20 protein-coding genes are annotated in these 24,756 nt (G+C 71.8%); 13 read left to right on the forward strand and 7 right to left on the reverse strand.

Translation table 11 applies throughout. The features are described from left to right. The first annotated feature begins 13 nt into the window (after positions 1 to 13). The 3 genes from ACFYXK_RS09985 to ACFYXK_RS09995 all read left to right on the forward strand — a co-directional run bounded on the left by ACFYXK_RS09985 (position 14) and on the right by ACFYXK_RS09995 (position 3,717). On the forward strand, positions 14 to 1,510 hold the full coding sequence (locus ACFYXK_RS09985; RefSeq protein ID WP_389410653.1) for an MFS transporter: 1,497 nt from the start codon (positions 14 to 16) through the stop codon (positions 1,508 to 1,510). 78 nt (positions 1,511 to 1,588) lie between these two features. Further along, on the forward strand, positions 1,589 to 2,953 hold the full coding sequence (locus ACFYXK_RS09990; RefSeq protein WP_389410654.1) for a carotenoid oxygenase family protein: 1,365 nt from the start codon (positions 1,589 to 1,591) through the stop codon (positions 2,951 to 2,953). Positions 2,954 to 3,288: 335 nt separating this feature from the next. Next, positions 3,289 to 3,717, forward strand: coding sequence for a hypothetical protein (locus ACFYXK_RS09995; protein ID WP_389410655.1), 429 nt, complete (start codon positions 3,289 to 3,291; stop codon positions 3,715 to 3,717). 33 nt (positions 3,718 to 3,750) lie between these two features. On the opposite strand, the gene ACFYXK_RS10000 is transcribed toward ACFYXK_RS09995, so the two are convergent. Beyond that, the gene (locus ACFYXK_RS10000) at positions 3,751 to 4,590 is read right to left on the reverse strand and encodes a class II glutamine amidotransferase (RefSeq protein ID WP_389410656.1); all 840 of its coding nucleotides are present in this window, start codon (positions 4,588 to 4,590) and stop codon (positions 3,751 to 3,753) included. A 249-nt stretch (positions 4,591 to 4,839) separates the two neighbouring features. Here ACFYXK_RS10000 and ACFYXK_RS10005 point away from each other — a divergent pair, with 249 nt between their 5' ends. The 3 genes from ACFYXK_RS10005 to ACFYXK_RS10015 all read left to right on the forward strand — a co-directional run bounded on the left by ACFYXK_RS10005 (position 4,840) and on the right by ACFYXK_RS10015 (position 7,793). Beyond that, a complete protein-coding gene (locus tag ACFYXK_RS10005) occupies positions 4,840 to 5,424 on the forward strand; it encodes a TetR/AcrR family transcriptional regulator (protein WP_389410657.1) in 585 nt (194 codons plus the stop codon). Between the two features lie 129 nt (positions 5,425 to 5,553). Then, entirely contained in the window at positions 5,554 to 6,963 is a 1,410-nt protein-coding gene (locus ACFYXK_RS10010) for an MFS transporter (protein WP_389410658.1), read from the forward strand. A gap of 71 nt (positions 6,964 to 7,034) precedes the next feature. Then, complete coding sequence (locus ACFYXK_RS10015) at positions 7,035 to 7,793, forward strand: SDR family NAD(P)-dependent oxidoreductase (protein WP_389410659.1); 759 nt, start codon at positions 7,035 to 7,037, stop codon at positions 7,791 to 7,793. Between the two features lie 67 nt (positions 7,794 to 7,860). Here ACFYXK_RS10015 and ACFYXK_RS10020 read toward each other — a convergent pair whose 3' ends face one another. Further along, entirely contained in the window at positions 7,861 to 8,403 is a 543-nt protein-coding gene (locus ACFYXK_RS10020) for an FABP family protein (protein ID WP_389410660.1), read from the reverse strand. A 347-nt stretch (positions 8,404 to 8,750) separates the two neighbouring features. On the opposite strand from ACFYXK_RS10020, the gene ACFYXK_RS10025 reads away from it, so the two are divergent. Continuing rightward, positions 8,751 to 10,289 carry an MFS transporter gene (locus ACFYXK_RS10025; protein WP_389410661.1) on the forward strand — a complete coding sequence of 513 codons (1,539 nt, stop codon included), beginning with the start codon at positions 8,751 to 8,753 and terminating at the stop codon, positions 10,287 to 10,289. Here the strand turns inward: ACFYXK_RS10025 and ACFYXK_RS10030 are convergent. Next, positions 10,283 to 10,951, reverse strand: coding sequence for a DUF998 domain-containing protein (locus ACFYXK_RS10030; RefSeq protein WP_389410662.1), 669 nt, complete (start codon positions 10,949 to 10,951; stop codon positions 10,283 to 10,285). The genes ACFYXK_RS10025 and ACFYXK_RS10030 overlap by 7 nt on opposite strands. A gap of 314 nt (positions 10,952 to 11,265) precedes the next feature. Here ACFYXK_RS10030 and ACFYXK_RS10035 point away from each other — a divergent pair, with 314 nt between their 5' ends. The 5 genes from ACFYXK_RS10035 (at position 11,266) to ACFYXK_RS10055 (ending at position 17,203) form a co-directional block, all read left to right on the forward strand. Then, on the forward strand, positions 11,266 to 12,588 hold the full coding sequence (locus ACFYXK_RS10035; protein ID WP_389410663.1) for an APC family permease: 1,323 nt from the start codon (positions 11,266 to 11,268) through the stop codon (positions 12,586 to 12,588). A gap of 125 nt (positions 12,589 to 12,713) precedes the next feature. Beyond that, positions 12,714 to 13,391 (forward strand): macro domain-containing protein, encoded by a 678-nt coding sequence (locus tag ACFYXK_RS10040; RefSeq protein ID WP_389410664.1) that lies wholly within the window; start codon positions 12,714 to 12,716, stop codon positions 13,389 to 13,391. 73 nt (positions 13,392 to 13,464) lie between these two features. Beyond that, complete coding sequence (locus ACFYXK_RS10045) at positions 13,465 to 15,084, forward strand: ADP-ribosyltransferase domain-containing protein (protein ID WP_389410665.1); 1,620 nt, start codon at positions 13,465 to 13,467, stop codon at positions 15,082 to 15,084. A 100-nt stretch (positions 15,085 to 15,184) separates the two neighbouring features. Beyond that, a complete protein-coding gene (locus ACFYXK_RS10050; RefSeq protein WP_389410666.1) occupies positions 15,185 to 15,928 on the forward strand; it encodes a hypothetical protein in 744 nt (247 codons plus the stop codon). Positions 15,929 to 16,087: 159 nt separating this feature from the next. Then, complete coding sequence (locus tag ACFYXK_RS10055; protein ID WP_389410667.1) at positions 16,088 to 17,203, forward strand: MBL fold metallo-hydrolase; 1,116 nt, start codon at positions 16,088 to 16,090, stop codon at positions 17,201 to 17,203. A gap of 88 nt (positions 17,204 to 17,291) precedes the next feature. Here the strand turns inward: ACFYXK_RS10055 and ACFYXK_RS10060 are convergent, their stop codons facing one another. Together ACFYXK_RS10060 and ACFYXK_RS10065 are read right to left on the reverse strand one after the other, a co-directional pair. After that, the gene (locus ACFYXK_RS10060) at positions 17,292 to 18,335 is read right to left on the reverse strand and encodes a trypsin-like serine peptidase (RefSeq protein WP_389410668.1); all 1,044 of its coding nucleotides are present in this window, start codon (positions 18,333 to 18,335) and stop codon (positions 17,292 to 17,294) included. Between the two features lie 130 nt (positions 18,336 to 18,465). Beyond that, positions 18,466 to 19,362 carry a hypothetical protein gene (locus tag ACFYXK_RS10065; protein ID WP_389410669.1) on the reverse strand — a complete coding sequence of 299 codons (897 nt, stop codon included), beginning with the start codon at positions 19,360 to 19,362 and terminating at the stop codon, positions 18,466 to 18,468. Between the two features lie 245 nt (positions 19,363 to 19,607). Between ACFYXK_RS10065 and ACFYXK_RS10070 the strand changes: the two genes are divergently transcribed. Then, positions 19,608 to 20,804 (forward strand): NAD(P)-dependent oxidoreductase, encoded by a 1,197-nt coding sequence (locus tag ACFYXK_RS10070; RefSeq protein ID WP_389410670.1) that lies wholly within the window; start codon positions 19,608 to 19,610, stop codon positions 20,802 to 20,804. On the opposite strand, the gene ACFYXK_RS10075 is transcribed toward ACFYXK_RS10070, so the two are convergent. Next, on the reverse strand, positions 20,801 to 22,873 hold the full coding sequence (locus ACFYXK_RS10075) for a dynamin family protein (RefSeq protein ID WP_389410671.1): 2,073 nt from the start codon (positions 22,871 to 22,873) through the stop codon (positions 20,801 to 20,803). The genes ACFYXK_RS10070 and ACFYXK_RS10075 overlap by 4 nt on opposite strands. Next, positions 22,873 to 24,651, reverse strand: coding sequence for a GTPase (locus tag ACFYXK_RS10080; RefSeq protein ID WP_389410672.1), 1,779 nt, complete (start codon positions 24,649 to 24,651; stop codon positions 22,873 to 22,875). The genes ACFYXK_RS10075 and ACFYXK_RS10080 overlap by 1 nt, the downstream gene beginning before the upstream one ends. Between the last annotated feature and the right edge of the window lie 105 nt (positions 24,652 to 24,756).

Below are 24,756 nucleotides of genomic sequence, written 5' to 3' on the forward strand. Positions count from 1 at the left end.
CAGTCTGTGCGGCATGAACGTTGCACACGCGCAGACGGACCGGGCAGCAGCTCGGGCTCCCCGGCCGGGAGCCACGCTCGCGGCGCTGGCCGCGGCCCAGTTCACCGTCATGCTCGCCACTTCCATCGTGAACGTGGCGCTCCCGCAGATCCGCGCCGGGGTGGGGCTCTCGGACGGCGGGACCACCTGGGTGGTCAACGCCTACGGCCTGGCGTTCGGGGCGCTGCTCCTCGCGGGCGGCCGGGCGGCCGATCTCCTCGGCCGCCGTCGGGTGCTGGTCTTCGGCCTCGCGTTGTTCGCGGCGGCGTCGCTGGCAGCGGGACTGGCCGCATCCGCGAGCGTGCTGGTCGCGGCGCGTGCCCTTCAGGGCCTCGGGGCCGCGGCCATCGCCCCGGCCGCGCTCGCCCTGGCGATGGATCTGTTCCCACCCGGACCCGGGAGGGGCCGAGCGCTGGGGGTCTGGGGCGCGGTCTCCGGTGCGGGAGGGGCGGGCGGCGTCCTGCTGGGTGGTCTCCTCACCCAGGCGTGGGGCTGGCCCTGGATCTTCCACTCCGTGGCGCTCGGGGCGACGCTGGTGCTGGTCGCCGTGGCGGCGCTGGTGCCGCGGTCTCCCGGACGGAAGGACGGGCGGTTCGACCTGCTGGGCACCGCGGTCATCACCCTGGCCCTGACCTGCCTGGTCTGGGGACTGACCACCGCACGGGGCGCCGGCTGGACGGACGCCCGGGTGCTGGGCTCGCTCGTCGGAGCCGCCGCGCTGCTCGCGGCCTTCGCCGTGATCGAGCTTCGCCGGCCGAACGCGCTGATACCGCCGCGCCTGTTCGCCACCGGCCGGGTTGCCGCGGGCAACCTGCTGATGGCCCTGCTGGGGTCCGTGTGGATCGCGCTGTTCTTCTTCCTGCCGCTCTACCAGCAGCAGGTTCTCGGGGAGGATCCCCTGACCACCGGCATGGGCCAGCTCCCGCTCGCCGGAGCCAACATGCTCGGTGCGGCGGTGGCGCCCCGCATCTCGCGGCGCATCGGCGCCACCGCGACGGTGACCGCGGCCCTGTTCACCGAGGCGGCGGGCCTGCTGTGGCTGTCCGGCATCAGCGCCCACGGCAGCTACCTCGTGGACGTCCTCGGTCCGAGCGTCCTGGTCGGCCTCGGCCTGAGCATCGCCTTCGTCCAGCTCACCGCACTGGCCGTGGACGGCGTCCCGCCGCAGGACGCGGGGCTGGCCGGCGGCCTGGTGAACACCACCCGCCAGGTCGGAGGCGCGATCGGCCTGGCCGCCCTGGCGACCCTGGCCGGTTCCGTCACCGGGCACGCCGCGGACCACCAGCCGCACCTGGAGGCGCTCACCGCGGGCTACCGCACCGCCTTCACGGTCTCGGCCGCGGTCCTGGCCGCCACCGCACTCCTCGCACTGTTCCTCGCCCGCGGCGCCGGCACGCGCACCGCAACCGCCACCGCCCGCCGGGCTTGCGATCCGCACCCCTCCCGTCCACGACCCTCGCGAATCCCCTGAGCCGGCCGAACCGGACTCCCTGCCCGTACCTGACGAGCCTCCTGACCCCGCATCACATCCACGAGAGAGATCCCTGCCATGACAGCTGCGAAGCCGTACCTGACCGGCCACTTCACCCCCGTCGCCGAGGAGGTCACCGCCACCGGCCTCACCGTCGAGGGCACCCTGCCCCCCGAGCTCAACGGCCGGCTGCTCCGCAACGGGCACAACCCGAAGCCCGGCATCACCCCCACCCACTGGTTCAAGGGCAGCGGCATGGTCCACGGCATCCGGCTGCGTGACGGCCGCGCCGAGTGGTACCGCAACCGCTGGGTGCACACCCCCGCCCTCGACGGCGCTCCCTACATGACCGAGCACGGGCCCGACCTGACCGCCAGCGCCGCCGGCACCCACATCATCGAACACGCCGGACGGCTCCTGGCGTTGTGCGAGGCGAACCTGCCCTTCGAGCTCACCCCGGAGCTGGAGACGGTCGGCGCCCACGACTTCGGCGGCAAGCTGCGCAGCGCGATGACCGCGCACCCCAAGGAGGACCCGGTGACCGGGGATCTCCACTTCTTCGGGTCCTCGCCGTTCCCGCCGTTCCTGACGTACTACGTCTCCGACGCCAAGGGCGAGATCATCCACAGCACCGAGGTCCCCGGAGCGACCGCCGCGCTCAAGCACGACTTCGCCGTCACCCGCCGCCACGTGGTGTTCGTCGAGGGCAACGTCACCTTCGACCACACCGAAGCCTCCGGCATCCCCTACAGCTGGAACGACCGCCAGCCCGCCCGCATCGGTGTCATGCCGCAGGGCGGCGACGGCGCCCGGTACGTCCGCTGGTTCTCCATCGAACCGGGCAACATGCTCCACGTCTCCAACGCCTACGAGGACGGCCAGGGCCGCATCGTCCTGGAAGGCCCCACCGTGGACCGCGAGGGCTTCCGGCTGTCCTGGAACTGGTGGGTCGGAGCGCCCGGGCGCGGCAGCGAGCCCGTCTCCCGCTCCTACACGCGGCGCTGGGTACTCGACATGGCCGCGGGCACGGTCGACGAGCAGATCATCGACGATCTGCCGGTGGAGTTCCCGACCCTCAACGAGGGCTACCTGGGCGCCGAGAACCGCTACCAGTACGCCATCTCCTTCCCCGACGAGAAGGGCTTCGGCGGCTACGGCGTCGTCAAGTACGACCGCACCACCGGGGCCCGCCGCATCCACCAGGTGGGCGACGCCCGCATGCCCGGCGAAGCCGTTTTCGTCCCCGCCGCCCGGGCCACGTGCGAGGACGACGGCTATCTGCTGACCGTCGTGTCCGACCTCAAGCAGGACGCCTCCCAGTTGCTGGTCCTCGACGCCTCCGGCCTCGACCGCATCGCGACCGTCCACCTGCCCCACCGGGTGAGCGCCGGACTCCACGGCTCCTGGATCCCCGACAGCGCTCTGGAGGACACCACGGACTGACCCCCGCGGCGAGGACGCGCCCCGGCTCCGCGGCATCCACCGCAGCCCCGTCGTCCGTTTGGTTCCCCCGGTCCCTGGCCCGGGGGAACCAAACGGACGCAGTGTGCGTATCCCGGGCCAGGTCGTGGGGCAGCGGTGTCCAGGTCGCCGTACGCGGCCGGGCGTCGCAGGACACTGCCCAAGGTGCAAAGTGCTCGACAGGGGTACGAGCCCGCCTGTTCGCTCCCGAGACTGCAACTCAGGGCAGAGGATGTCAGCTCAGCCCACCCGGCCGGGCTGACCTGGGAACGTGCGGCCGTCCCCGGCGGAGACCACCACTTCACGAGGAGAACTGAGTGCCCACCAGCGAGGACAACCTCATCGAGCTCATTCGGGGCAGCGGCCTCGAGGTGGACGCGGTCCAGGGCAACGAACCCGGTCCGTCGGTCGACACCGCCTGGCGTGCGATGGCGGGGTTCGGCGTGGAGCCCAGCGCGTCCCTTCCCTTGAAGGGGGAGCTCGGAGGGATCCACCGGCTGTGGCTCGACCATGCCCGTCACGCCGGTGTCGTCGGCGAGGACGGGACGTTCCTCCTGACGGCGGTCGTGACCGGCAGCTCCGCGGTCGGCTGGGTCCGTGTGCGCCTGACCGACACGGCCGACGTATCCCGCCTCGTCGACGACCAGGGACGGATCGAATTCATCGCCCGCTCCCCGTCCGGCGACCACATCTGCGGTGTCACCGCGGAGGAGTACGACTACTGGGTGGTCAGCCTGGACCTCTGACGGGGCCACGCCGGGGCCCGTGCGAGCGGCGCCTCACATGGGGAGGGGGGCGAACGGGCGCAGATCGTCCGCCCCTGCCCGCACCACGCCATAGCTGTGTTCGGGCACCTCGTTCCACGCCCCCGGCAGGTCACCCAGCGGCTCGGACACGATGAGGCGGGTATCGTCCGACAAGTCGCGCAGGATGGGCATGTCGGGGTGCAGTGCGCGCAGCGATTCGACCTTGGTGCTGTAGAAGAGCGACCGGGCGACGCCCTCGCTGGCGTAACGGAAGGCCCAGACCGCGGAGCCGTCCGTGACTGCGACGGTCATCTGCAGGGGCGCAGCGACGCCGTGTGCGTGGCCGACGCGCTCCACCAGGCCCGCCATCCTGGCCACCGCGCCCGGGGGGTCGGCGTCCAGGCCGAAGGTCAGGGCGAGGAAGAACATCACCTCCGAGTCCGTGGACCCTTCGAGGTCGGCGTACAGCTCGGGGTCCACGGCCAGGCAGAGCTCCCTGCGCAGCCTGTGGAATTCGGCGATGGAGCCGTTGTGCATCCACAGCCAGCGGCCGTGGCGGAAGGGGTGACAGTTCGTCTGCTGCACCGCCGTGCCCGTCGAGGCGCGTATGTGGGCGAACAGCAGCGGGGATCTGACGTGCTGCGCGATCTCGCGCAGGTTGCGGTTGCTCCACACCGGGCCGATGTCGCGTACCACCGCAGGGATGGGGTTGTCCGAGTTCTCCGCGTACCAGCCGATACCGAATCCGTCACCGTTGGTCGTCTCGACACCGAGACGGGAGTGGAGACCCTGATCGATCAGGGAATGTTCGGGCTTGTACAGGATCGTTTCAAGGACAAGCGGGGTTCCCGAATACGCGAGCCACCGACACATGGTTGATCCCCTTCCCGGGGTGAGCGCCTGCAGGAAGCCACGATTCCGCCGAGCACGCGGTCCACTGCCCGCCCCCCCTGACCGGCCCGCCGGCCGTCGGGGCCGCCAGGGCCCCGAGGGTCTCCAAGTCGTCATTTCGATCACTTCGAGCATACGAGCCTCATCGGTTCGCCGCATCACTCCCCGACGGCGGCTCCCTTCGGCTCGAAATATTGACCGATCGTTCCAGATATCTCTATGATCTTGTTCGTGGCCAGGACCAAGGAATTCGATCCGGACGCCGCGCTCCAGTCGGCCCTCGAGCTGTTCTGGCGGCGCGGATACGAAGCGACGTCGATCGCAGACCTCGTCGAGCACCTCGGCATCGGCCGGGCGAGCATCTACGCGACGTTCGGCAGCAAGCACGAGCTCTACCTCAAGGCGCTCGACCGGTACGCGCAGTCCGTCGACCCGCGGCTCTTCGCCGACCTGTCCGGGCCGGGACCGGCCCTGCCGGCCGTACGGACCGTGGTGCGCCGCTTCGCCGCCGAGGCCGCCTCGCCGCAGGAGCGGCTGAACGGCTGCTTCGTCACCAACACCGCCGCCGAACTGGGCGCTCACGACTCCGTGGCGGCCCGCCGGGTCGAGTCGAGCTGGGACCGGCTCGAGACGCTGCTGCACGCGGCGCTCGTCCGGGCACAGGCGCAGGGCGAACTGCCTCCGGAACGCGACCCGCGCGCTCTGGCACGGATGCTGCTGGTCCTGTTGCAGGGGGTGCGGGTCGTCGGGAAGGCCTCGGCCGACCCCGCCCGCGTACGGGACGCGGCCGAGCAGGCGCTGTCCCTGCTGGACTGAACCGGACCGACCGGACCGCCCTTAATCGAACCGGTCCGAACCGACCGCGACGCCCGTGGAGGAGCCATCCGGCTCCCTTCGTACGCCCGAATAATGGACTGATCGGTCAAATATCGAGGGGGGAAGGACATGGGGAGGAGTACGGCCTCCACGGGCACCACCGCAGGCGGGACCACGCCCGCCACCGCACCGGGCGCCAAGGGAGCGGGAGCCGCAGGCGGCCGCGCCGCCTTCGCGCTGCTCGGCAGCATCCAGATCACCCTCATCTACACCCTCGCCGCCACCACCGTTCCGCTCCCCCGGATCGCCCGCGACTTCGCCCTCCAGCGCGCCGACCTGATCCTGCTGAGCGCCGCCTACGGCCTGACGTTCGCCGGGCTGCTGCTCCTGGGCGGACGCCTCGCCGACCGGTACGGCGGGCGGCGCGCCCTCACCGCGGGCCTCGTGCTGTTCGCCGCGGCCTCCCTCGTGGCCCCCCTCGCCCCCGGCGGCCAGACCCTGCTCGCCGCCCGCTTCGCGCAGGGCGCCGGAGCGGCCCTCGTCGCCCCCGCCGCCATGGCGGTCCTGCGCGTCCTGTTCGCGTCCCCCGCCGCCCACGGCCGGGCCATGGCCACCTGGGGCGGACTCTCGGTCCTCGGCGCGACCGCGGGGAACCTGCTCTCCGGCGTCATCTCCGCCCTGCTGTCCTGGCGCTGGGCCCTCGTCGTACCCCCGGTGGTGGCCCTGGCCGCCCTGATGCTCGCGCCGCAGCTGCTGCCGGGCACCGTGCCGAGCCGGGGCAGGAGCCTGGACCTGCCGGGTGCTCTGCTCGCCACCGCCGGGATCAGCCTGGTCAGTTACGGCCTCGTCGCCACCGACGCCCACCCCTGGACCTCGGCGGCGGTCCTCGCGCCGCTGTCCGCCGGAGCGGCCCTGCTCCTCGCGTTCCCCCGCGCCGAGCGCCGCGCCCGCGACCCGCTCCTGCCGCCCCGCTTCCTCCTCGACCGGCGCCGGGCGGCCGCCCTCGCGGCCGTCGCGCTCACGGCTTGCGGGACCGCGAGCACCTTCGTCCTGCTCTCGCTCCACTTCCAGCAGGACCGCGACTGGTCACCGCTGCGCACCTCCGCCGCCTTCGTCCCCTTCGCCGTCGCCCTGATCGCCTGCGGCCGCGCGGTCAGGCCCCTGACGGCGCGTCACGGTGCCCGCGCCGTCACGGCGGGGGGACTGGCCACCGGCTCGGCCGGGCTCGGGCTGCTCGCGCTCACCGGACTCGACACCGGCACCCCGTACCCGCTCGGTCTGCTGCCCGGCCTCGTCCTCCTCGGGGCGGGCGGCGCCGCCTCCTTCGCCGGAGCAGCCGTACTGGCCACCGAAGGGGTGCCCGCGCGGGACGCCGGCCTGGCCGGCGGCGTACTGAACACCGCGATGGAGTTCGGCCCGACCGTGCTGTTCGCCCTCCTGCTCACCCTCGGCGACGACGCCGCCTCGCTCGCCGCGACGGCCGCCGCGTTCGCCGCCATGGCCCTCCTGCACTCCGTACACCGCCGCGCCCGGACGTGACGGCAGCCTTCCCTCCCACAGCTCTCCCCCACCGCTCTCCCCTGCCGACACCTGCACAAGGAGCCACCGCAATGAACCGTTTCACCGACGCCTCCGTCCTGGTCACCGGCGCCGGATCCGGCCTCGGCCGGGCCATCGCCCTCGCTTTCGCCGCCGAAGGCGCCCGCGTGGTCGCCGCAGGCCGGACCGCGGCCTCCCTCGACGAGACCGTGCGCCTCGTCCGGGCGGCCGGCGGCACGGCCGAGGCGGTCACCGCCGACGTCACGGACTCCGCCCAACTGGCCGCTCTCGTCCGGGAGACCGTCGCACGATTCGGCACGCTGGACGTCGCCGTCAACAACGCCGGGATACTCCGCGGCACGGTGCCCGCCGGCGACATCGCCGAGGAGGACTGGGACGCGGTGCTGCGGACCAATGTCACCGGCGTCTGGCTGGCGATGAAGCACGAGATCGCCCACATGCGGGAGCACGGCGGCGGCACCATCGTCAACATCTCCTCGAACCTGGGCGCCCATGCCCGCATCCCGAACGCCGCCGCGTACATCACCTCCAAGGCCGCCGTCTCCGCGCTGACCCGCGCAGCCGCCCTGGACCACATCCGCGACGGCGTCCGCATCAACGCGGTCAGCCCGGGAACCTCCGCCGCGCCCATGTCCCTGCGGCCGGGCGAGACGGAGGCCGACCGTGCGGAGCGGGTCAAGAGCGAGAACCCGCTCGGCCGCGTCGCGGAGGCCGAGGAGGTCGCGGCCGCGGTCCTCTACCTCGCCTCGTCCGCGGCGGGTTCCGTGGTCGGCCACGACCTGGTCGTCGACAGCGGCTCCTCCGCCTGACCGCCCGGCCCCGGCCCCCGCTCCGCCGCTGCCGGCGGGGCGGGGCCGACTCCGCCCGCCTCGGCCGTCAGGAAGGGCGGCGGCGCAGCCGTGTGGTCAGGTGGTGCTGGAGCGGCTGCCCGACCGCCGCCATGTCGTGCACCACCGTCAGCAGGTCGCCGTCGAGGCTGTAGCGGCGGCGCGTCCCGGTGACCTCCTTGGCCAGCGGGGTCAGCGCCACGTCCTTCGTCCCGATCTCGATCTCCGTGCCGGACACCGTGCCGACGTACGTCTCGACGATCCCGGTGGCGTGGGCGAGGACGACCTCCAGGCCCGCGTCCGGCGTCGCCCGCCACCAGCCGGCCTCCCGGCCGGCGGGCCGGACCGCGGCCCCGGACTCATCGACCAGCCAGGCGCGCGCCTCGTATCGCAGGAAGGGGCGCCCGTCGTGGCTGAAGACGACCTCCTGCTCGTAGCGGAAATCCCGTTCCAGCGTGGGGTACTGGCCCCGGCCCCCGCCGTGCCAGCGCCCCACCAGCCCCAGCACCGGCTTCAACAGCGGGTGCGGCTCGGGGCCTTCGCCGAGCGTGTGGGTGTCGGGGTACGGATTGTCCTGCACCGGATCGAACATGGTCACCTTGTCTGTGTCGGCGAAACGGGGGCGGCGCGCAGCCCGGGCCGTCGATTCCGGATCCTGCTCACCCGGCTACCGCCGGGACGCTCCCCAGGCCGTCGCCGCCCGGCACCATACCTCGCCGCGCTGCCGGGACCGCTGCGTACGAGCGCCCCTCGGCGCCTCCCACCGGCGTGCGGAACGGCTCCCCGGCAGGGAGGATGAGGACTGTGAAGGGCAGAGGGAGCGCCGCCGGGGGCTCCTCCCATGGTGCTCCGCGCGCAAACGGTGGGCAAGGCGATGCCACGCCGTGGCCGTCCGGCCGGCAAGGGACGGCTCCGAACCAGACGCTCGCCCTCGCAGCCATGGTCTTCGCCGTCGCGATGATCTTCGTGGACCAGACGATCGTCAGCATCGCCGCCCCCAGCATCGTCGAGGAACTCGGGCTCTCGTCCTCCGGAATGCAGCGGGTGGTCAACGCGTATCTGCTGGCACTCGCCGCGTGCTTCGCGCTCGGCGGGCGGCTCGCCGACGTCTTCGGACACCGCCGGATGGTGGTGGTGGGCACGCTCGTCTTCGTCGTCTCGTCCGTGCTGTGCGGCTCGGTGCCGCCCGGAGACTTCGCCGAGAGCTGGCTCATCATCTTCCGGGCGACCCAGGGGCTGGGCGCGGCGCTGGTGTTCCCCGCCGCCCTCGCCGTCGTCGTCTCCGTCGTGCCCGTCGACAAACGGGGGCGGGCGCTCGCCCTGTTCTTCGTCCTCGCCGGCGCGCTGACGGCTCTCGGACCGCTGCTCGGCGGTTGGCTGACCGCGTGGACCTGGCGGGCCATCTTCTGGGTCAACGTGCCCGTGGCCGTCGTCGCGCTCGTCCTGACCGCCCTCGCCCGCATCCCCGACGCCCGCCGGCGTGAACGTCTCGACGTGCCGGGCGCCGTGCTCATCGCCACCGGTATGGGGCTGAGCGTCCTCGGGATCCAGCAGTCATCCTCCTGGGGCTGGACCGGCCTCGCCACCTGGGCGTGCATCATCGGCGGGCTCGCCGTCCTCGCGGTCTTCTGCTGGTACGAAATGCGCACCGCCGAACCGCTCATCAAGCTGCGCGTCTTCCGCGACCGGGCGTTCGCGGCCGACACCCTGGTGCTCTTCTTCTCGATGCTGGCGTTCGTCCCCGTGTTGTTCTTCGCCTCGGTGTACGCGCAGATCTCGCTCAGCTCGTCTCCCCATCAGGCCGCGCTGTACGTGCTGTACTTCTTCGCCGGCTTCGGCCTCTCGGCGCAGTGGGGCGGCAGGATCCTCGACAAGCACGGAGCCCGGCCCACGATGAAGCTCGGCACGGCGCTCGCCTGCGTGGGATTCGCCCTGTGGGCGGCGAAACTGACGGACCTGTCGGCCCACGACCAGTGGCCCTACGCCTGCCTCGCCGGAGCCGGCATGGGCCTCGTCCTCTCACCGGCCTCCACCGACGCCGTGAACCGGGCGATCGGCGCCTCGTACGGCGAGGTCACCGGTGTCACCCAGACCGTACGCAACTACGCGGGGGCCCTGGGCATGGCGGTGTTCGGCACGCTCCTCACCCATGTCATGACCAGCCGGGTCGCGGAAACACTCACCGCGAGGGGCCTGCCGGAGGCCGAAGTCCAGGGTGCGGCCCACAGCATTGCGGAAGCCGTCACCGGCCACCCGGACGACCACGGCCCCAGCGACGGCGGGCCGACCTCCACGCTGATGCGGAGCGCCTTCCAGGCCGTCCACATGGACTTCGCCCAGGCCAACCAGTGGGTCTTCTACGGCATGTCCGTCGCACTGGGCGTTGCGTACCTGTGCACCTTGCTCCACCCGGGGACACGGGTGACGGGCGAGGCCACGGGGGCTGAGGAGAGCGTGCAGGAGCGAACTCATCACTGACCGCCTCGGATGCCGTTGGCTGCTCGCCGTGTGAAGACGAGGATGAACGCCCCGGTCCAGATGATCCACACCACGCTGGGCCAGGCGGCGATCCGTTCGAACAGCCCTTGGACCCCGGGGTCCGGTCTCAGCGCCGTGAGCGTGGCCGAGACGATGGATGTCACACCGCAGACGATGCCGGCGGCGCCCCAGTAGGGCCGGCGCGCCTGGCGCAGCATGGCCCCCAGGAGCAGTACGCCCACGGCGCCGCAGAAGAAGCACGTTCCGGCGGACAGGAGATGCACGCTCGGTCGGAGGTTGTAGGGATTGAAGCCGGTGGAGACGAGTCCCAGTCCGCTGACGGCCAGTACGCCGAACGTGAGGTTCCTGAGACGGTCCGCCGGAAAGATCACCATGTTGAGCACCGCGGCCGAAGTGAGGCACACCCCTCCGACGATCCAGGCGATGTCCGCGGCCTCGTGCCAGGGCGAGCAGAAGCGGAACCCCCCGATGAGACCGCATCGCGTGACTCCGAGCGCCGAGATGATGTGCTCTTCCAGGTTCTGGCTCGAGGCACGGGGAAGGACGATCAGATTGTTCACCACGAAAATCTGGATCAATGACGCCCAGAGGAAGCCCCCGGCCGTGAGTCTCCTCGAAGCAGTGAAGGTGAGTTCGCGCATGCCGCCACTTGGTGCCGAAGCGAGTGTGTCCGAAGACCGCCCCACTCAGTATGTCCTCCCCGGGCTGCCGGAGGATCACCTTGCCTCGGTGAGTCCTGATCCGGTGGGCCGGACGGCGGCCGTACGAGCGAACGGAACACCCGCAGCGGGCCGCTGTCTCGGCACGCAGGGGACGAGCAAATGGCTTGCTCCTCGGGACACCACTCGTCCGGGGGCCGCAATCGAGTCGGAATCATGGTCTCCTGCAGTCCACGCCTTCGGGCCCTCGCCGTAGCCGTGCCCGCTCCCGTTTCCGACATTCCGAGGTCCGTCCGATGCCTGGAACCGTCAGCGCGGCCCCCCGGGCCGGTCTGACGCCCACCGACGTCACCATCATGGTGGTCGGCATCGTCCTCGGTATCGGCATCTTCAAGACGCCATCGCTGGTCGCGCAATACTCGAGCGACGAGACGGTGTTCGTGCTGCTCTGGCTGCTCGGCGGACTGATCACGGTGATCGGCTCGGTCTGCTATGCCGAGCTGGGCAGCGCGCGCCCCGACGCGGGTGGCGAATACGCGTTCCTGCGGGAGGCGTACGGGCCCGGGGTGGCGCTGTTGTTCGCCTGGGCGCGGTGCACGGTGATCCAGCCCGGCGCCATCACTGCCGCAGCCTTCGTGATGGGCGACTACGCGAATGTGCTGTGGCCGCTCGGGACGTACGGTCCGGGCGTCTACGCCCTCGTGTCGATCACCGTGTTCACCCTCGTCAACTACGTGGGAACGACGCCGGGGAAGCTGACCCAGACGGTCGTCGAAGTCATCACCGTGCTCGCCATGCTCGGCATCGTCATCGCCGCGTTCGTCGCGACGGTGCCGACGCCTCGGGAGGGCACCCCTCAGGACTCGTCCCCGGGCGGCATCGGGCTCGCGATGATGTTCATCCTCCTGACCTACGGCGGCTGGAACGAGGCCGCGTATCTCTCGGGTGAGCTCGAGGACGCCCGGCGCAACATGGCCCGGGCCTTGGTCGTCGGCGTTCTGATCGTCATCGGGGTGTCCCTCGCGATCAATCTCGCCTACCTCCATGTGCTGGGGCTCGACGGCATCCGTGACACCAACGCCGTCGGCGCCGCCATGATGCGCGTCGTCGCCGGTGACACCGGAGCGACGATCACGAGCGTCGTCGTCGTACTCTCCACTCTCACCACGCTCAACGGTTTGATCATCACCGGGTCGCGCTCGTACTACGCGCTCGGCCGGGATGTGGCCGCGCTCCGCTCGATCGGCACGTGGAAGGAGCACGGTTCGACTCCCGCCAACGCGCTCGTGCTTCAGGGTGCGGTGTCAGCCGCACTCGTCGTCTTCGGAGCCGCCACACGTGCCGGGTTCCGGGCGATGGTCGCCTATACCTCACCGGTGTTCTGGTTCTTCATGCTGCTGGTCTCGCTCTCGATCTACGTGTTCCGCCGCCGCGCATCCGGCGACGAGGCGCACTATCGCGTGCCGCTCTATCCGGTGACGCCTGCGCTCTTCGCCCTCAGCTGCCTGTGGGTGCTCTGGTCGAGCCTGTTCTACGCCGGCTGGGGATCGATCATCGGCGTTGCGGTGCTCCTCGCCGGCACGCCGTTGCTCCTCCTGCGTCCCACTCGCTCTTGTTGAGCGTGCGAGGAGCTCGGCGCGGTGCCGTGATGGGACGTCATCGTCCCGTTCGTGCCGCGGCGTTGTCAGTGGTGGCCGATAGCGTCGGGGGTGTTGGAAGGGCCGTTTCCCGACAGGAGTGGACGATGACCGAGAACCGTGTGCAGCCCGCGCTCAGGGTGGTGCTGACCGACGTCAACGAGCGAGTGGTGGAGGCCTGGCGGGCGGCGTTCGCGGACACCCCCGGCATCGAGATCCGCAGGGGTTCGATCCTCGACGAGGACGTGGATGCGTGGGTCACCCCGACCAACTCGCGGGGCCGGATGGACGGCGGGGTCGACGCCGTCATCAAGCGGCACCTGGGAGCCGGCATCCAGCTGCGCGTGCAGCGGGCGATCCGCGACCGGTTCGCCGGGACCCTGCCGGTGGGCAGTGCCGTCTGCGTACCGTCCGGTGCGACCGTCCCGCGGTACCTGATATCGACGCCGACGATGGTGCAGTCCTCGCAGAACGTGAAGGACACGCTGAACGTGGCCCTGGCGTGCGCCGCAGCGTTCCAGGCCGTCCACCGCCAGAACCGCCGGGTGCCGGGCAGCATTCGCTCGGTGGCCCTGGTCGGGATGGGCGCGCAGACCGGCCGGGTGCCGGCCCGGGTGTGCGCCAACCTGATGTGGACCGGCTTCACGCTCTTCCACGACCACTGGTTCGAGGACGACGACCAGCTGCGCGCCACGATCACCGCGCAGCTCGACGGCATCGAGAACGCGCCGACCACCGAGCGGGTGCGCATCGTGCCACCCAAAGGGCATTCCTTTCGCCGCTGATCCCGTGCACACCGCCGGTCAGCCTGCCGGCCACCTCCATCCCTCAGGTACGACAACCGGGAGCCCTTCCCCCATGACCGACGCCACCACCGCCCCGGCCCAGCCCGATGCGAACGACCCCCTGGGCCTCACCGAACTCTTCAAGGGTGGCGGTGAACCCTGGCTTCCGCTCCTGAAGCCGGTCATCGAAGCACAGCCGGACGCCGCCCGGTTCATCGGCCAGGGCCGCAGCCCGGAGGTCGTCCCGGTCCGTGAGCTGACCTTCCAGGCCCTCAAGCCGAACCCGCCGCACAAGTGGAAGGTCGTCGTCTTCGGCCAGAACCCGTACCCGCGGCCGGAGAGCGCCACCGGGATAGCCATGTTCGACAACACCTTCAACGACTGGAAGGACAGCCAGTTCGGCAGGGTCGTCAGCATCCGCTGCATCATCAAGGCGGCCGCGATGTGGAAGTACGGCATCGCCAAGAAGACACCCATCGCCGACGTCCGCGCGCTGTTGAAGGAGCGGGAAACGGTTCAGCCGCCGGAGTGGTTCCAGGCCATGCTGACGCAAGGCGTACTGCTGCTGAACGCCTCGCTCACGGCCAGCGGCGACGGGGCGATGGGGGCCGACCAGCACACCGCGTTCTGGCGGCCCGTCGCCGAACGGATCGTCGAGGAGATCCTCAAGGCGAAGCAGGACGCCGACGAGGAGGACCGCGGCGTCGTCTTCGCCTGGTGGGGGGCCCACGCCCGCAGCCTGAAGAAGATCGTCCTACGACTCCAGAAGAAGTACCCGGACGTCGAGGTCCGGCACATCGATCACCCCAACCCGGCTGCCCAGGGCGACATCTTCTGCGAGGGCGACCACTTCGCCACGGTGAACGCGGCCCTCGCGTCGCTGGGCGCCGAGGAGATCGACTGGCTGCCCAGCAAGGGGTGGAACGAGGGTTCGACGGGGGCCGGCGGGGCGGGCGGGGACGTCGCGGAGCGCATGGGGGCCTTCATCGCGTCCACCATGGAACTGCACCAGCTGTACCTCGACCGGCTCACCGGTGTAAAGGACGAGGGGCTCGTCCTACCGGCGATCACCGGTGTGTTCGACACTCCGCTGATGGACTTTCAGGACGCGGTCGCCCCGGTCGGCGAGGTGCTGTCCGGGCTCGGCCGGCAGATCGACCGGTCCCACGAGTTCGGCAAGCGCCGGGCGGACGAGACGGCCGGCCACATGTCCGCCGACGCCATCGCCGCGCTCTACCTCTACACCTGCGAGTCCGCCTTCTACCGCGAGATCAACGCCGTCCTGCGCTCCCCGGACCGGACCAGGGTCGTGCCCTACCTCCCCTACCTGCGGCTGTTGTTCGCGGCGGTGTCGGGGCTGCCCGAGCACACCCGGCCGCTCTGGCGCGGCGTGTCGCTGGACCTGCGGGCCCAGTATCCGGTCGGGGGGACGGTGACCTGGTGGGGCGTGTCCTCGTGCACCTCCGAGCTGAGCGTGGCCCGGTCCTTCCTGGGCAGCCGCGGGAAGCGGACGCTCTTCGAGGTGACGCCCGCCCGGGCGGTGGGGATCCGGAGCTTCTCCGCCTTCACCGGCGAGGAGGAGTACATCCTCGCGCCGGGCACCCAGCTCAAGGTGACGGACGTGAAGACCGAGCGCGGCGGCCTGTGCACCATCAAGCTGACCGAAGCGGATGCCGCCCCGCTCGTCTCCTGACCACCCGATCGGCCGCGCGGAGCGGTGGGGTCGCCGCCGGGAATGCAAGGCTGGAGCGGAGGCCCCCGGCCGAGGCCGGGTCGGACAGGAGGCGGTGCCGGTGCCTGGCGTGGATTCCCTGGTGTCGTTCGCGCCGTTCTTGGTGCCCGTGATCACCGGTTTGGTGGGCGGGATCAGCCTCATCCTCAGGGATCGCCGCCAGGCGCGGAGCGCCGACCACCGCTATCGCCGGAGGCTGGAGAAGGCGCAGATGGAGGTCCAGTTCATCACCAACTGGATCGAGGCCAAGAAACTGGCACCCACCGAGGCGCCGAACCCGGAGCCGGGCCAGTGGCTCGACGACTGCTACGCATCGGTACGCACCTTCGAGGCTGCGGCGCGCCGCCACCGGGGAGGACCGGGGAGGGTGCGCCGTCTGCTCCTGCTGCGCGCACTGCACAGTGGCCCGGCGAAGGCCGTGCGCGTCCTGTACTGGGTGGCCCTCCTCGCGTTCAACGCGGCCCTCGCCTGGTGGGTGAGCATGATCGTCGACGGTCCTCCCGCCTTCTTCGGGACGGACCCGGAAACCCAGGACGATGACATCGACGCGGTCCTCGGGGTGGCGGGCGGCTTCCTGCTGGCGGCGGTCGTCCTGTGGGCGTGGGCGGTGCATCTGGACGGATCGGAGCCGAAGGAGGGGTATCCCTCGCGGATCGACTCGGCCGCCTGGACAGCGGTGGAGGACGAAAGGCGACGCGCGGCGGAAGGCAAGGGAGACGGGAAGACGGACGCGAAGAAGGGCGGGAGGACGGACGGGAACGCGGACGGGAAGACGGGCGACGGACCGGGCGGGGACGCAGGGTGACCAGTCGTGGCCGCCGCGCGCATGCCGGGCGGCACGGCGGTGTCGGCCGGTGCGGCGTAGGCTCGTCGACAGGAGACTCGTGGTCGACACCGGCGCGGTGGGCGGCAGGGCTCACCGAGGACGAGTCGAGCAGGACGCGACGAGACCGCGGGAGGATCCATGACCGTGACCGCACTCGGTGACCTGATCGAGATCGACGACAGGACCGTGCTGGTCCTCGGGCAGGAACTGGACCTCGAGCACGACCAGCCGGACGTCGCCAACGCCCTCGTACACCGGGCCGGCGACACCCTGGTAGTGGTCGACACCGGCGTCGCGCCGACCTTCCGCGCGGCACTGCGGACGGCGGCGGACCGGGTCGGGCCCTGGTCGCGGGCACTGGTGCTGACCACGCACGGCCATCCTGACCACGTCGGCAACAACGACCTGGCCGACGAGCTGGGTGTGCCGGTCGAGCACTACGTCCCCGCCCCCGACCTCGACCAGATGCGGGACCCCGTGTCGTACTGGCTGCGGTCCTTCGAACGCATCGCCGGGGCGGCACCGCTCCCCCCGCCGGCACTGGCCGCCAACAAGGTCGTGTCACTCTTCCGGCCCATGCGGCCCTTCGGCGCTACGACCCGGACCTACGAGGAGCGGCCGCTGGAGCGGATCCGGATCGGCTCGCTGCGGTTCACCGGCTGGACCTTCGCCGACGGCGCGGTCCGCGTGCTGCGCAGCCAGGGCCACTGCGCCGGGCATGTGATCGTGCACCTGAGAGACGGCGGCGTCCTCCACCTGTCCGACGAGGGCAACGGCCCCTGCGGTGCCATGGCCGACGCCGATCAGCTCAAGATCCAGACCACGCTCGGCGCCGTCGCCCGCCTCTTCGAGGAAGGAGAAGCCGCAGTGCTCACCGACGGGCACACCTTCTCCGTGCGCCGTGGCGCTGAAGTGGCTCCCTACCTGGACGGACTGCTGGAGCAGGCCACCGCCCTGCAGGAGGCGGCACTCGGGCTGACCAGGGAGAGCAGGCGGGTCCGGCCGAGCGCGTTCACCACCCGGTTCGCGGAGACCGTCGCCGCACAGGGGGTCGGTGGCGCCAACCCGAGCCCTATGTTCACCACCATGATGGCCGTCAACGAGCTCCGCGAGCTCGGGCTGCGGCCGGAGTCCGGCGGCGCGGACGCGCCGTGGTCCCGGCCCGCTCTCCAGAACCCCGCGCCACAAGCCCCGCGGCCCGTCTCGGCCGCCCGCGGCAGTCAGCCGACCAGCACGCTCAGGGGCGCCCGGTAGCGGCGAAGGCGAGAACCTCCACCAAGCCGTCCAGGCCGTTCCAAGCCGTCGGACCCCGCCCAACCCCTCGCCCACTCGCCAACGCCCCTCAGGCCGGGCCGTCCTTCGCGACCGAGGCGTACACGGCCCGGGCCTTCCCGCCCAGCCGCGGCCCGGCGAGCCAGGTGGACGACGCGGGGCCGATGGACGTGTTGCTGACGAGGGCGAGGGTGCCGTCGGGGCGCCGGGCGAACCAGCCGCCGCCGGAGGCGCCGCCGGTCATCGTGCACCCGATGCGGTACAGCGACGGCCGGTCGCGGCGCAGGGACAGCCGACCGGGGCGGTCCTGACAGGCGAACATCCGCTGCCCGTCGAAGGGGACGGCGGCCGGGTAGCCCCAGGCCTTCATCGCCGGGATCGCCGCCGTGGGCGGCGCGTCGAACCAGACCGGGACGGCCGCCCCGGTCGCCTCCTGGAGCGATGTGCGGGTGTTCTGCCGGGACACGTGCAGCACCGCGAAGTCGCCGGACGCCCCGGCGCCGCCCTTGGCTGCGCCCTCCGCGAGCCACTGCTCGGAGGTCCCGGCCCGGTCCGCCCACCACGTGCCCAGCGGAGCGACCTCGGCCGCCCCGGCCGTGCGGCGGGAGGCGCCGGTGAGGCCCCGGTCGTTGTAGGAGGGGACGAAGACGATGTTGCGGTGCCACGTGCCGCCTGCGCCGCCGTGGACGCAGTGGCCCGCCGTCCACACCAGGCTGGAGCGACCCGGCCGGGCCGGGTCCTCGACGGCGGTGCCGGAGCAGACGCTCGGCCCGTCGGGCCCGTCGAAGAAGACCTTCCCGAGGGTGGGAGCGCTCGCGCGGTACGGGGTGCGTTCCGGGGTGGCCGGGACGGGGGCCGGTTCGGGATCGGTCTCCCCCAGGTCGGCACCGAGCGCGTCCGCCACGGGCGTGTCGTACCTCTCGGCTTCGGCCATGCGCTGCGGAGTCCACAGGCCGGGGATGACGGGGTTGGAGAAGGCCGGTACGGCTCGCCTGAGCGTGTCGGCCGGCCCGGAGCAGCCGGTCGTGACGCCGAGGAGGGACAGGACGATGAGCAGGACGGCCAGGGCGCCCGGGCGCACGGCGCCCCAGGGGCGGCCGGAGTGCACGTTCATGGTGACGTTCCTCGGGTGGGGACCGCGGCCCCCTGAACTGCCGGGCGCCGGACGGAAGTCGGAAAGGGAGGATCAGCTGGGGCGGGTGGACGGGCAGTGCCTGGCCCGTCCACCCACCCGGAGGACCGGATCAGCCGCCGAAGCGGATGGACTTCACGGCCGGGAACCCGATGGCGGCCAGGTCCTTGACGTCGCCCTGCACCTCCTGGGACTTGCCGGTGCAGTTCGGCCCGTCCCAGATCTTGGCGGTGCCGCTGATCTGCAGCGAGCCGGAGAAGCGGACCGGCTTGCAGCCCGGGCCGGCGACGCCCTCGGCCGGGTCGGCGAAGTTCGCCGAGTTGAAGAAGGTGGCACTGGTCGCGGGCTTCGCCGCCCCGGGCGGTGGGGTGCCGCCGCCCGGGGCGGCGCTCCCGCCGCCCTGGCCGGCCTTCTTGCCGTCCGGTGTCACGCCGAACCAGGTCCCGCCCACCCCCTGTCCGTTGGTGTCGCCGGGCTTGGTGTCCTTGCCGAACAGGTAGACCGGCCAGCCGCCGATCGTCACCTGGAAGGCGTCGTCGCGCGGGATGAAGCCGATCGCCGATTTCGGGACGCCGTCGAGGAAGACCTTGCCGCCCTTGGCGACCAGGTACGGCGGCCAGGTGCTCGCGCAGGCGTCGAAGCACGTCGACTTCGAGGGCTGCGCCGAGTCCTTGTCGAAGCGGTACAGCGTGAACCCGGCTCCGTTGGCCACCACGGGGTCGAGCGCGCCCGCCCTGCCGGCGGACAGCTGCACCCAGGAGCGGGCCACGGGCTTCTTCGGGGCTGCGGCGGGCGCGGCGTCCGGCGCGAGGTCGCCGGAGTTCGGCTGGGCGTTGTTCTGCCGGGCGGTGCCGTTCTGGAAGGTGGGTCCGGCCGCGGCGGCGCTCGGGGACGCGGCGGCGGCCGCGTCGTCGTAGCCGTTGCCGTTGCACGCGGTGAGCAGGAGTACGCCGGCCGTCGCGAGGGCGGCGAGGGACGCGGTACGGGTACCGGTACGGGTGCGGAACATAGGAATCCCCTTGGTGGTTCGGTCGGTTCGGCCGCCCCGGCGGGTTCCGGAACGATGACACTGGGGACACGGAGCTCCTCCCGGCCGAGTTCGGCCGTAGGCCACTGAGACACGACGGTGACCATTCCCGAACCGGCCGATGACAGAAGGAGCCGACCCGGAACCGACGGATCCGGACCCCGCATGGCCGATGCGCGGCACGCCGGTGCTACACGTGATCCACAGAGCAACGGAAAGGCAGTGGCATGAGCCGGGCACAGGACGACGCGGCCCGCGGCCGGGTTCTGGTCGTGGACTGCCCTCCGGGTACGGCGGCGCTGACCGAGCTGGCGGACCTCAGCCGTCTCGGCTTCGAACCGACGGTCAACATCCGGCGGGTGGCCGATCCCGACCTGCGGTCGCGCATCGCGGAGCGGTGGCGGACCGTGGACTTCGACGGGTTCGCGGAGGAGGAACTGGCCCGGCAGCTGGAGGACGGCGGCCTCGGCCACCAGGCCCTCAAGTGCCGGGCCGGCATCCCCCTCACCGAGGCCGTGCTCGAACGGGCCACCGCGGACTCCCTCCGGCACCGTCTGGTACTCGTGGGCCGGGCCGCGGCGGGCTCCGACACGTTCGACACCGCGGCCGCACGACGTCTCGGCGTTGCCCTCCGCACCACCCCCGGAGCCAACGCCGGGGCCGTCGCCGAACTGACCCTGGCCCTCATGCTCGACGCCCTGCGTGGCGTGTCGCAGCGGGCACAGGCCCTGCGGGGGGCCTCCTGGACCGCGGCGACCGCGAACCTGCCCACGGGCAGCCTGGCCGGTGCCCGCGTCGGACTGGTGGGTTCCGGGGCCACGGCACGCCGGGTCGCCGATCTGGTGCGGGCCTTCGGCGCCGAGGTGTGGGTGTTCGGATCGCCGCGCTTCACGCCGGAGCGCGCGGCCGGATGGCCCGGTCGCCGGGTCGCGTCCATGAGGGAGCTGCTGGAAGGCTGTGACATCGTCTCCGTGCACGTGCCGGCCACGGCGGAGACGAACGGCCTCATCGGGTCCGAGGAACTCCGCCTGATGAGGCCGGGGTCGATCCTGGTCAACACCGCCCGGGCGAGCGTGGTCCGCGAAGCGGACCTCGACCGCGCCCTTCGGGACCCGGGATCGGGTCCGTGGCACGCGGCGGTCGACGTCTTCGAGGCGGAGGGCTCCGGATTCGCCTCCCCCCTCGGCGACAACCCCCACTGCACGCTCTCCCCGCACGCGGCGGGCATGACCCGTGCGGGCATGGAGGAAGCCTCACGCAGAATCGTGGCCGAGTTCGCTCGCTACGTCCAGGAGAACGGCCTCGCGAGCGGCGGGCCCGGGCGGTGCCGGCTCCCGCTCGCTCCACGCCTCTCCGAGCCCCCGCCGCATCGAGAACACCGCGCTCCTCAGCGCCGTCTGACGCCCGGCCAAGAGACGGCCTAGACCTGATCGGGGTCCGTCTCCGAGACGAACGGCTGCAGGAACGTCGCGATGTGCTGCTCCACGTCGGTGATCCGCTGCTCGTACGCATAGAGCTGGTCCCGCATGCCCGCCTTGGCCTGCTCGTCCAGGCGGGACTCCTCGATGTTGCGCTGGACGATGCCGATGAGGTCCTGGAGCTGGATGTGGAGCGTCTCGCTGATCCCGCCCCACACCGCACGCAGGTCGGCGGCGCGGCTGTCCGCGTACTGACGGGCGGTCTGGTCCGCCGAGTCCTTGACGTGGTCGGAGAACTCCTCCGCCGCCCGCGACTGCAGCTTGCCGTTGGCGAAGATGACCGCCCCGGAGGCCAGCAGCGGTCCGACGGCCGCACCAATGGCCACCGCCACGCCGACCGGTGGCAGCGCCAGGCTGATCAGGCCGGCCGCTGCGGCGGCGGCCGTCCCGCCGACCACCGTCGCACCGGTGCCCGCGCCGATCGCCATGAGCGAGCTGGGGCGGAACAGCAGCGGCACGTCGTCGCGGTGGCGGCGCCCGTCGCGCCCGTGGCCCTTCCCCGCCGCAATGGCCAGTGTGTAGAGCAGGTCGTTCTGGTCCCTGATCGACTGCGTGGTGCCGGTGAGTTCCGCGCGGAGCTTGTCGAGGAGGGTGGTGTGCGCCCTGATGAGCGGTTCGAGCTGGCGTACCAGATCGGCCTGCCGCTGCTCGATGAGCTGGTCGAGATCCTGGGTGCAGAAGACCTGCATGCGTTCCTGGAGCCGGACGGTGTACGCGTCCATCAGCTCGTGCTGGGCGGCGACGCGGCCGCCCTTGGTGAAGGACCGTACGGCTCGGCTCAGGCGTCCCGGGCCGCTCGTGACGTGCCAGTCGGCGATCTCGTCACTGATGTGGATCAGGAACGTGCTGAATTTCAGCTGCAGTTCGTCCTCGATGTCGAGGATCTTGCCGCCGACGATGTCGCGGATCGCGTCGGCGCTGGCACGCAGCTGGTCCTGGGTGGACTGGCTGCGGTCGAGGAGCTCGCGCAGCTCCGCCGTCGACTTCATCAGGATCGCGCCCTCGTCGTGCAACCGTACCCGCAGGTTGACGGCGTTGTGGCGCAGGAACTCGGCGAGACGGACGAACTTCACGCGGGCCGCGTCGCGCATGCAGAAGACTTCGAGGGCGGACTCGAGCCGCCCGATCCCCGATGCCTTCAGGCCTTCCGCGTCACCGTCGATCCGCGACCGCAGGGCCTGGAGGGCGCTGATGAAGAAGACGTTGGCGGCGGCGGTGGAACCGGATTCCCCGCTGAGCTCGGCGACCGCGTTGCGGCAGCGGCTCATCACCTCCGCCCGTTCCTCCTCCTCGATCCGGTCGAACTGGTTCACCACGAAGAAGATGTCGCGGTGCCCGAGCTTCCGGACCCGGGTGAGGTAGTTCTCGGTCTCGTGGAGGGTGAACGGCCGTCCCGCGTCGGTGACGAACACGACGGCGTCCACCTCCTCCAGGTACCGGAGGGTCACCAGCTCGCGGTCCGAACTCTCGTTGATCCCGGCCGAGTCCACGATCTCGACGGATCTGCGCAGCAGCTCCAGCGGCTGCTCGACGACCGCCAGCGCGAACGAGGGGGTGCGGGGCGCGCCGTACGCGTCGATCTGGAGGGAGACCTCTCGTTTGAACTCCTCCGTCGTGACGGCCGTTTCGACGCCCTGCCGGTCCGCGTCCCGGTACAGCCAGGCCCGTTCGGTCTCGCCCCAGCGCAGGACGGTGGTGAAGGCGGTGGCCGGGTTGGCCTTGGTGGGCAGCAGCCGCTTTCCCAGCAAGGCGTTGATCAGGGTGCTCTTGCCGCTGCTGAACTCGCCGAGCACCATGATGCGGAAGGTCTCGCGCTCGAAGACCGCCCCGTTGATCCCGAGGTCCAGTGCCGCGCCCGCGCCGCCGGGCGGGGCGATGACCGCCGCGGCTTCGCCGGCCACGCGCTGGAGGCGCTGGTAGTACGAACGCAGGGTTCCGATGTTGTCGCTCCAGCCGCGGAACTGCACGGCCGGTGATTCCTGGCCCTCCGGTAACTGCCGGTTCTCGTGCGCCATCAGGTCCCTTCCAGGGGAGAGAGGTGAGCGTGCACGGAGCGGCTCAGCGACCGCGCCGTGCTCTGCAGTGAACGCCAGTGGTCGAGGGACTCCGGCTGCGCGGCGACGGCCGTGGTGTGCAGCCGCCACCACTGCTCGTCGCGGTCCCGGGCCTGGCTCAGCAGGCGGTCGTACACCTGCCCGATGCGTGCCTCGGTCCGCGCCAGCTGCTCCGTGAAGGCCGCCTCGACGATCCGTTCCAGGTCGCCGATGGCGCGTTCACGGCGCTCGGCCTGGCCGTGTTCGAGCGCCTCCGTGACCAGCGCAGTACCGGCGGCTCCCGCGATCTGCGCCACGACCTCGGTGGAGACGGGAGTCAGCACGCTCTCGATGGCGGTGCCGACGAACTCCGGCAGCCAGGAGGCGTCCCAGCCGGTGGCGTTCTGCGACTCCGCGGCCGCGGCCGCATCGGCGACACCGGGCAGTGCCGCGGCCGGCACGACCCGCCGGGCACCGGGGGCGGCCAGTCCCTGGAACAGTTCCTCGCCGGGCCTGTTGCGGAGCAGGATGCCGCGCAGCCGGCGGGTGTCCTCCTCGAGTGCGCGGTCGACGGTCCCGCTGGTCCACGATTCGAAGTGGTGCAGTGTCTCGGCGGTGTACGGGATCGCGTGGAGGCGGATGAAGTGCTGTTCCTCCGGCGTGTCCAGCATCCGGGAGAAACGCGCGGCGAGTTCGCGCGCTGCGGCGGCCCGTCTCCTGCGCGCCTCGGCTGCGATCGTCTGGACGAGCGAGGCGCGCCACTCCCCCGCGTCGGCGCTGAGCACGATCCAGTGGAAGCGGGCGCTCTCGTGGGCCGTGTGCCAGATCTGTGCGGCCCGCGTTCTGACGGGGTCGGTCCGGTGCACGTCCGTGAGCGCCCGCGCGGCGGCCTCCTCCACCAGACCGCAGGTGGCCGAGAGGAGGTGCAGCCTGCGGATGGTCCGCAGCGCGCGGCGCAGCCGGATGCCGGCCAGCTGTCCGAGGGCCGCGCGGAGCGGGGCGATGCCGTCCGGTTCCCCGGCCCCCTGTCCCCCGGCGGGCGCGGGGACCGGTCCGGGCAGCACCAGAGCCTCGGGGGCCAGGACCGAGACGAGGTGGTTGACGCGCCGCAGGATGTCGGCCGCCTCATCGTCGACCTCGGCGAGCTTGGTGACGACGACGGCGAGCGGAGGGCTGTGCGGGGCGGCCGCCAGCGCCTTGATGCGGGCCTGCTCGGTGGCGAGCATGGCGCGCCGCGCCTCGGTGACGACGACCACCACGTCGCAGTCGCCGACGATCCGGGCGAGGGCGACGGTGTCGGGCTGGCGCACTCCGGACCAGCCCTCCCAGCCGGGGGTGTCGACGATCTCCACTCCGGCACGGGCGGGCCAGGAGGCGGAGGGCACCTCGACGCGTACGGTACGCAGGCCGGCCGGGCCGGGGAGCTCGGGCGCGGCCTCCTCGGGAGCCGGGGGAGCCCCGGGTCCGGCGGACCGGGCGGGTTCGGCGGTGAACGGGCGTACGACGACGGGGGGTCCGTCCGTCGGGTGCACGGACACCGGCAGGCAGACCGTGCCGATCAGCTCGTTGACGAGGCGGGACTTGCCCACGTTGCTGCCGCCGATGATGCAGATGCGGGCCCGCGGGGACTGGGCCCGGCGGGCCGTGCGGCGGATCAGCGAGGCCGCGGAGTCCGCTCCGGCCCGGTCCGCGAGCAGCGCCACCTGCTCGGCGAGTTCACCCTGCAGCAGCTCCCGTTCGTGCTCCCCCGTACCGACCACAGCGCCGCCACCCCACCCCGTCAGGACCTCCCCGGCGCGACCATGATGCCAACGGACGCCGCCGGGCGCCGCCCGTTCGGCGCAGGAGACCGAGGGGTCACCGGT

It is taken from the genome of Streptomyces sp. NPDC002209 (assembly GCF_042890265.1).
Lineage (GTDB): Bacteria > Actinomycetota > Actinomycetes > Streptomycetales > Streptomycetaceae > Streptomyces.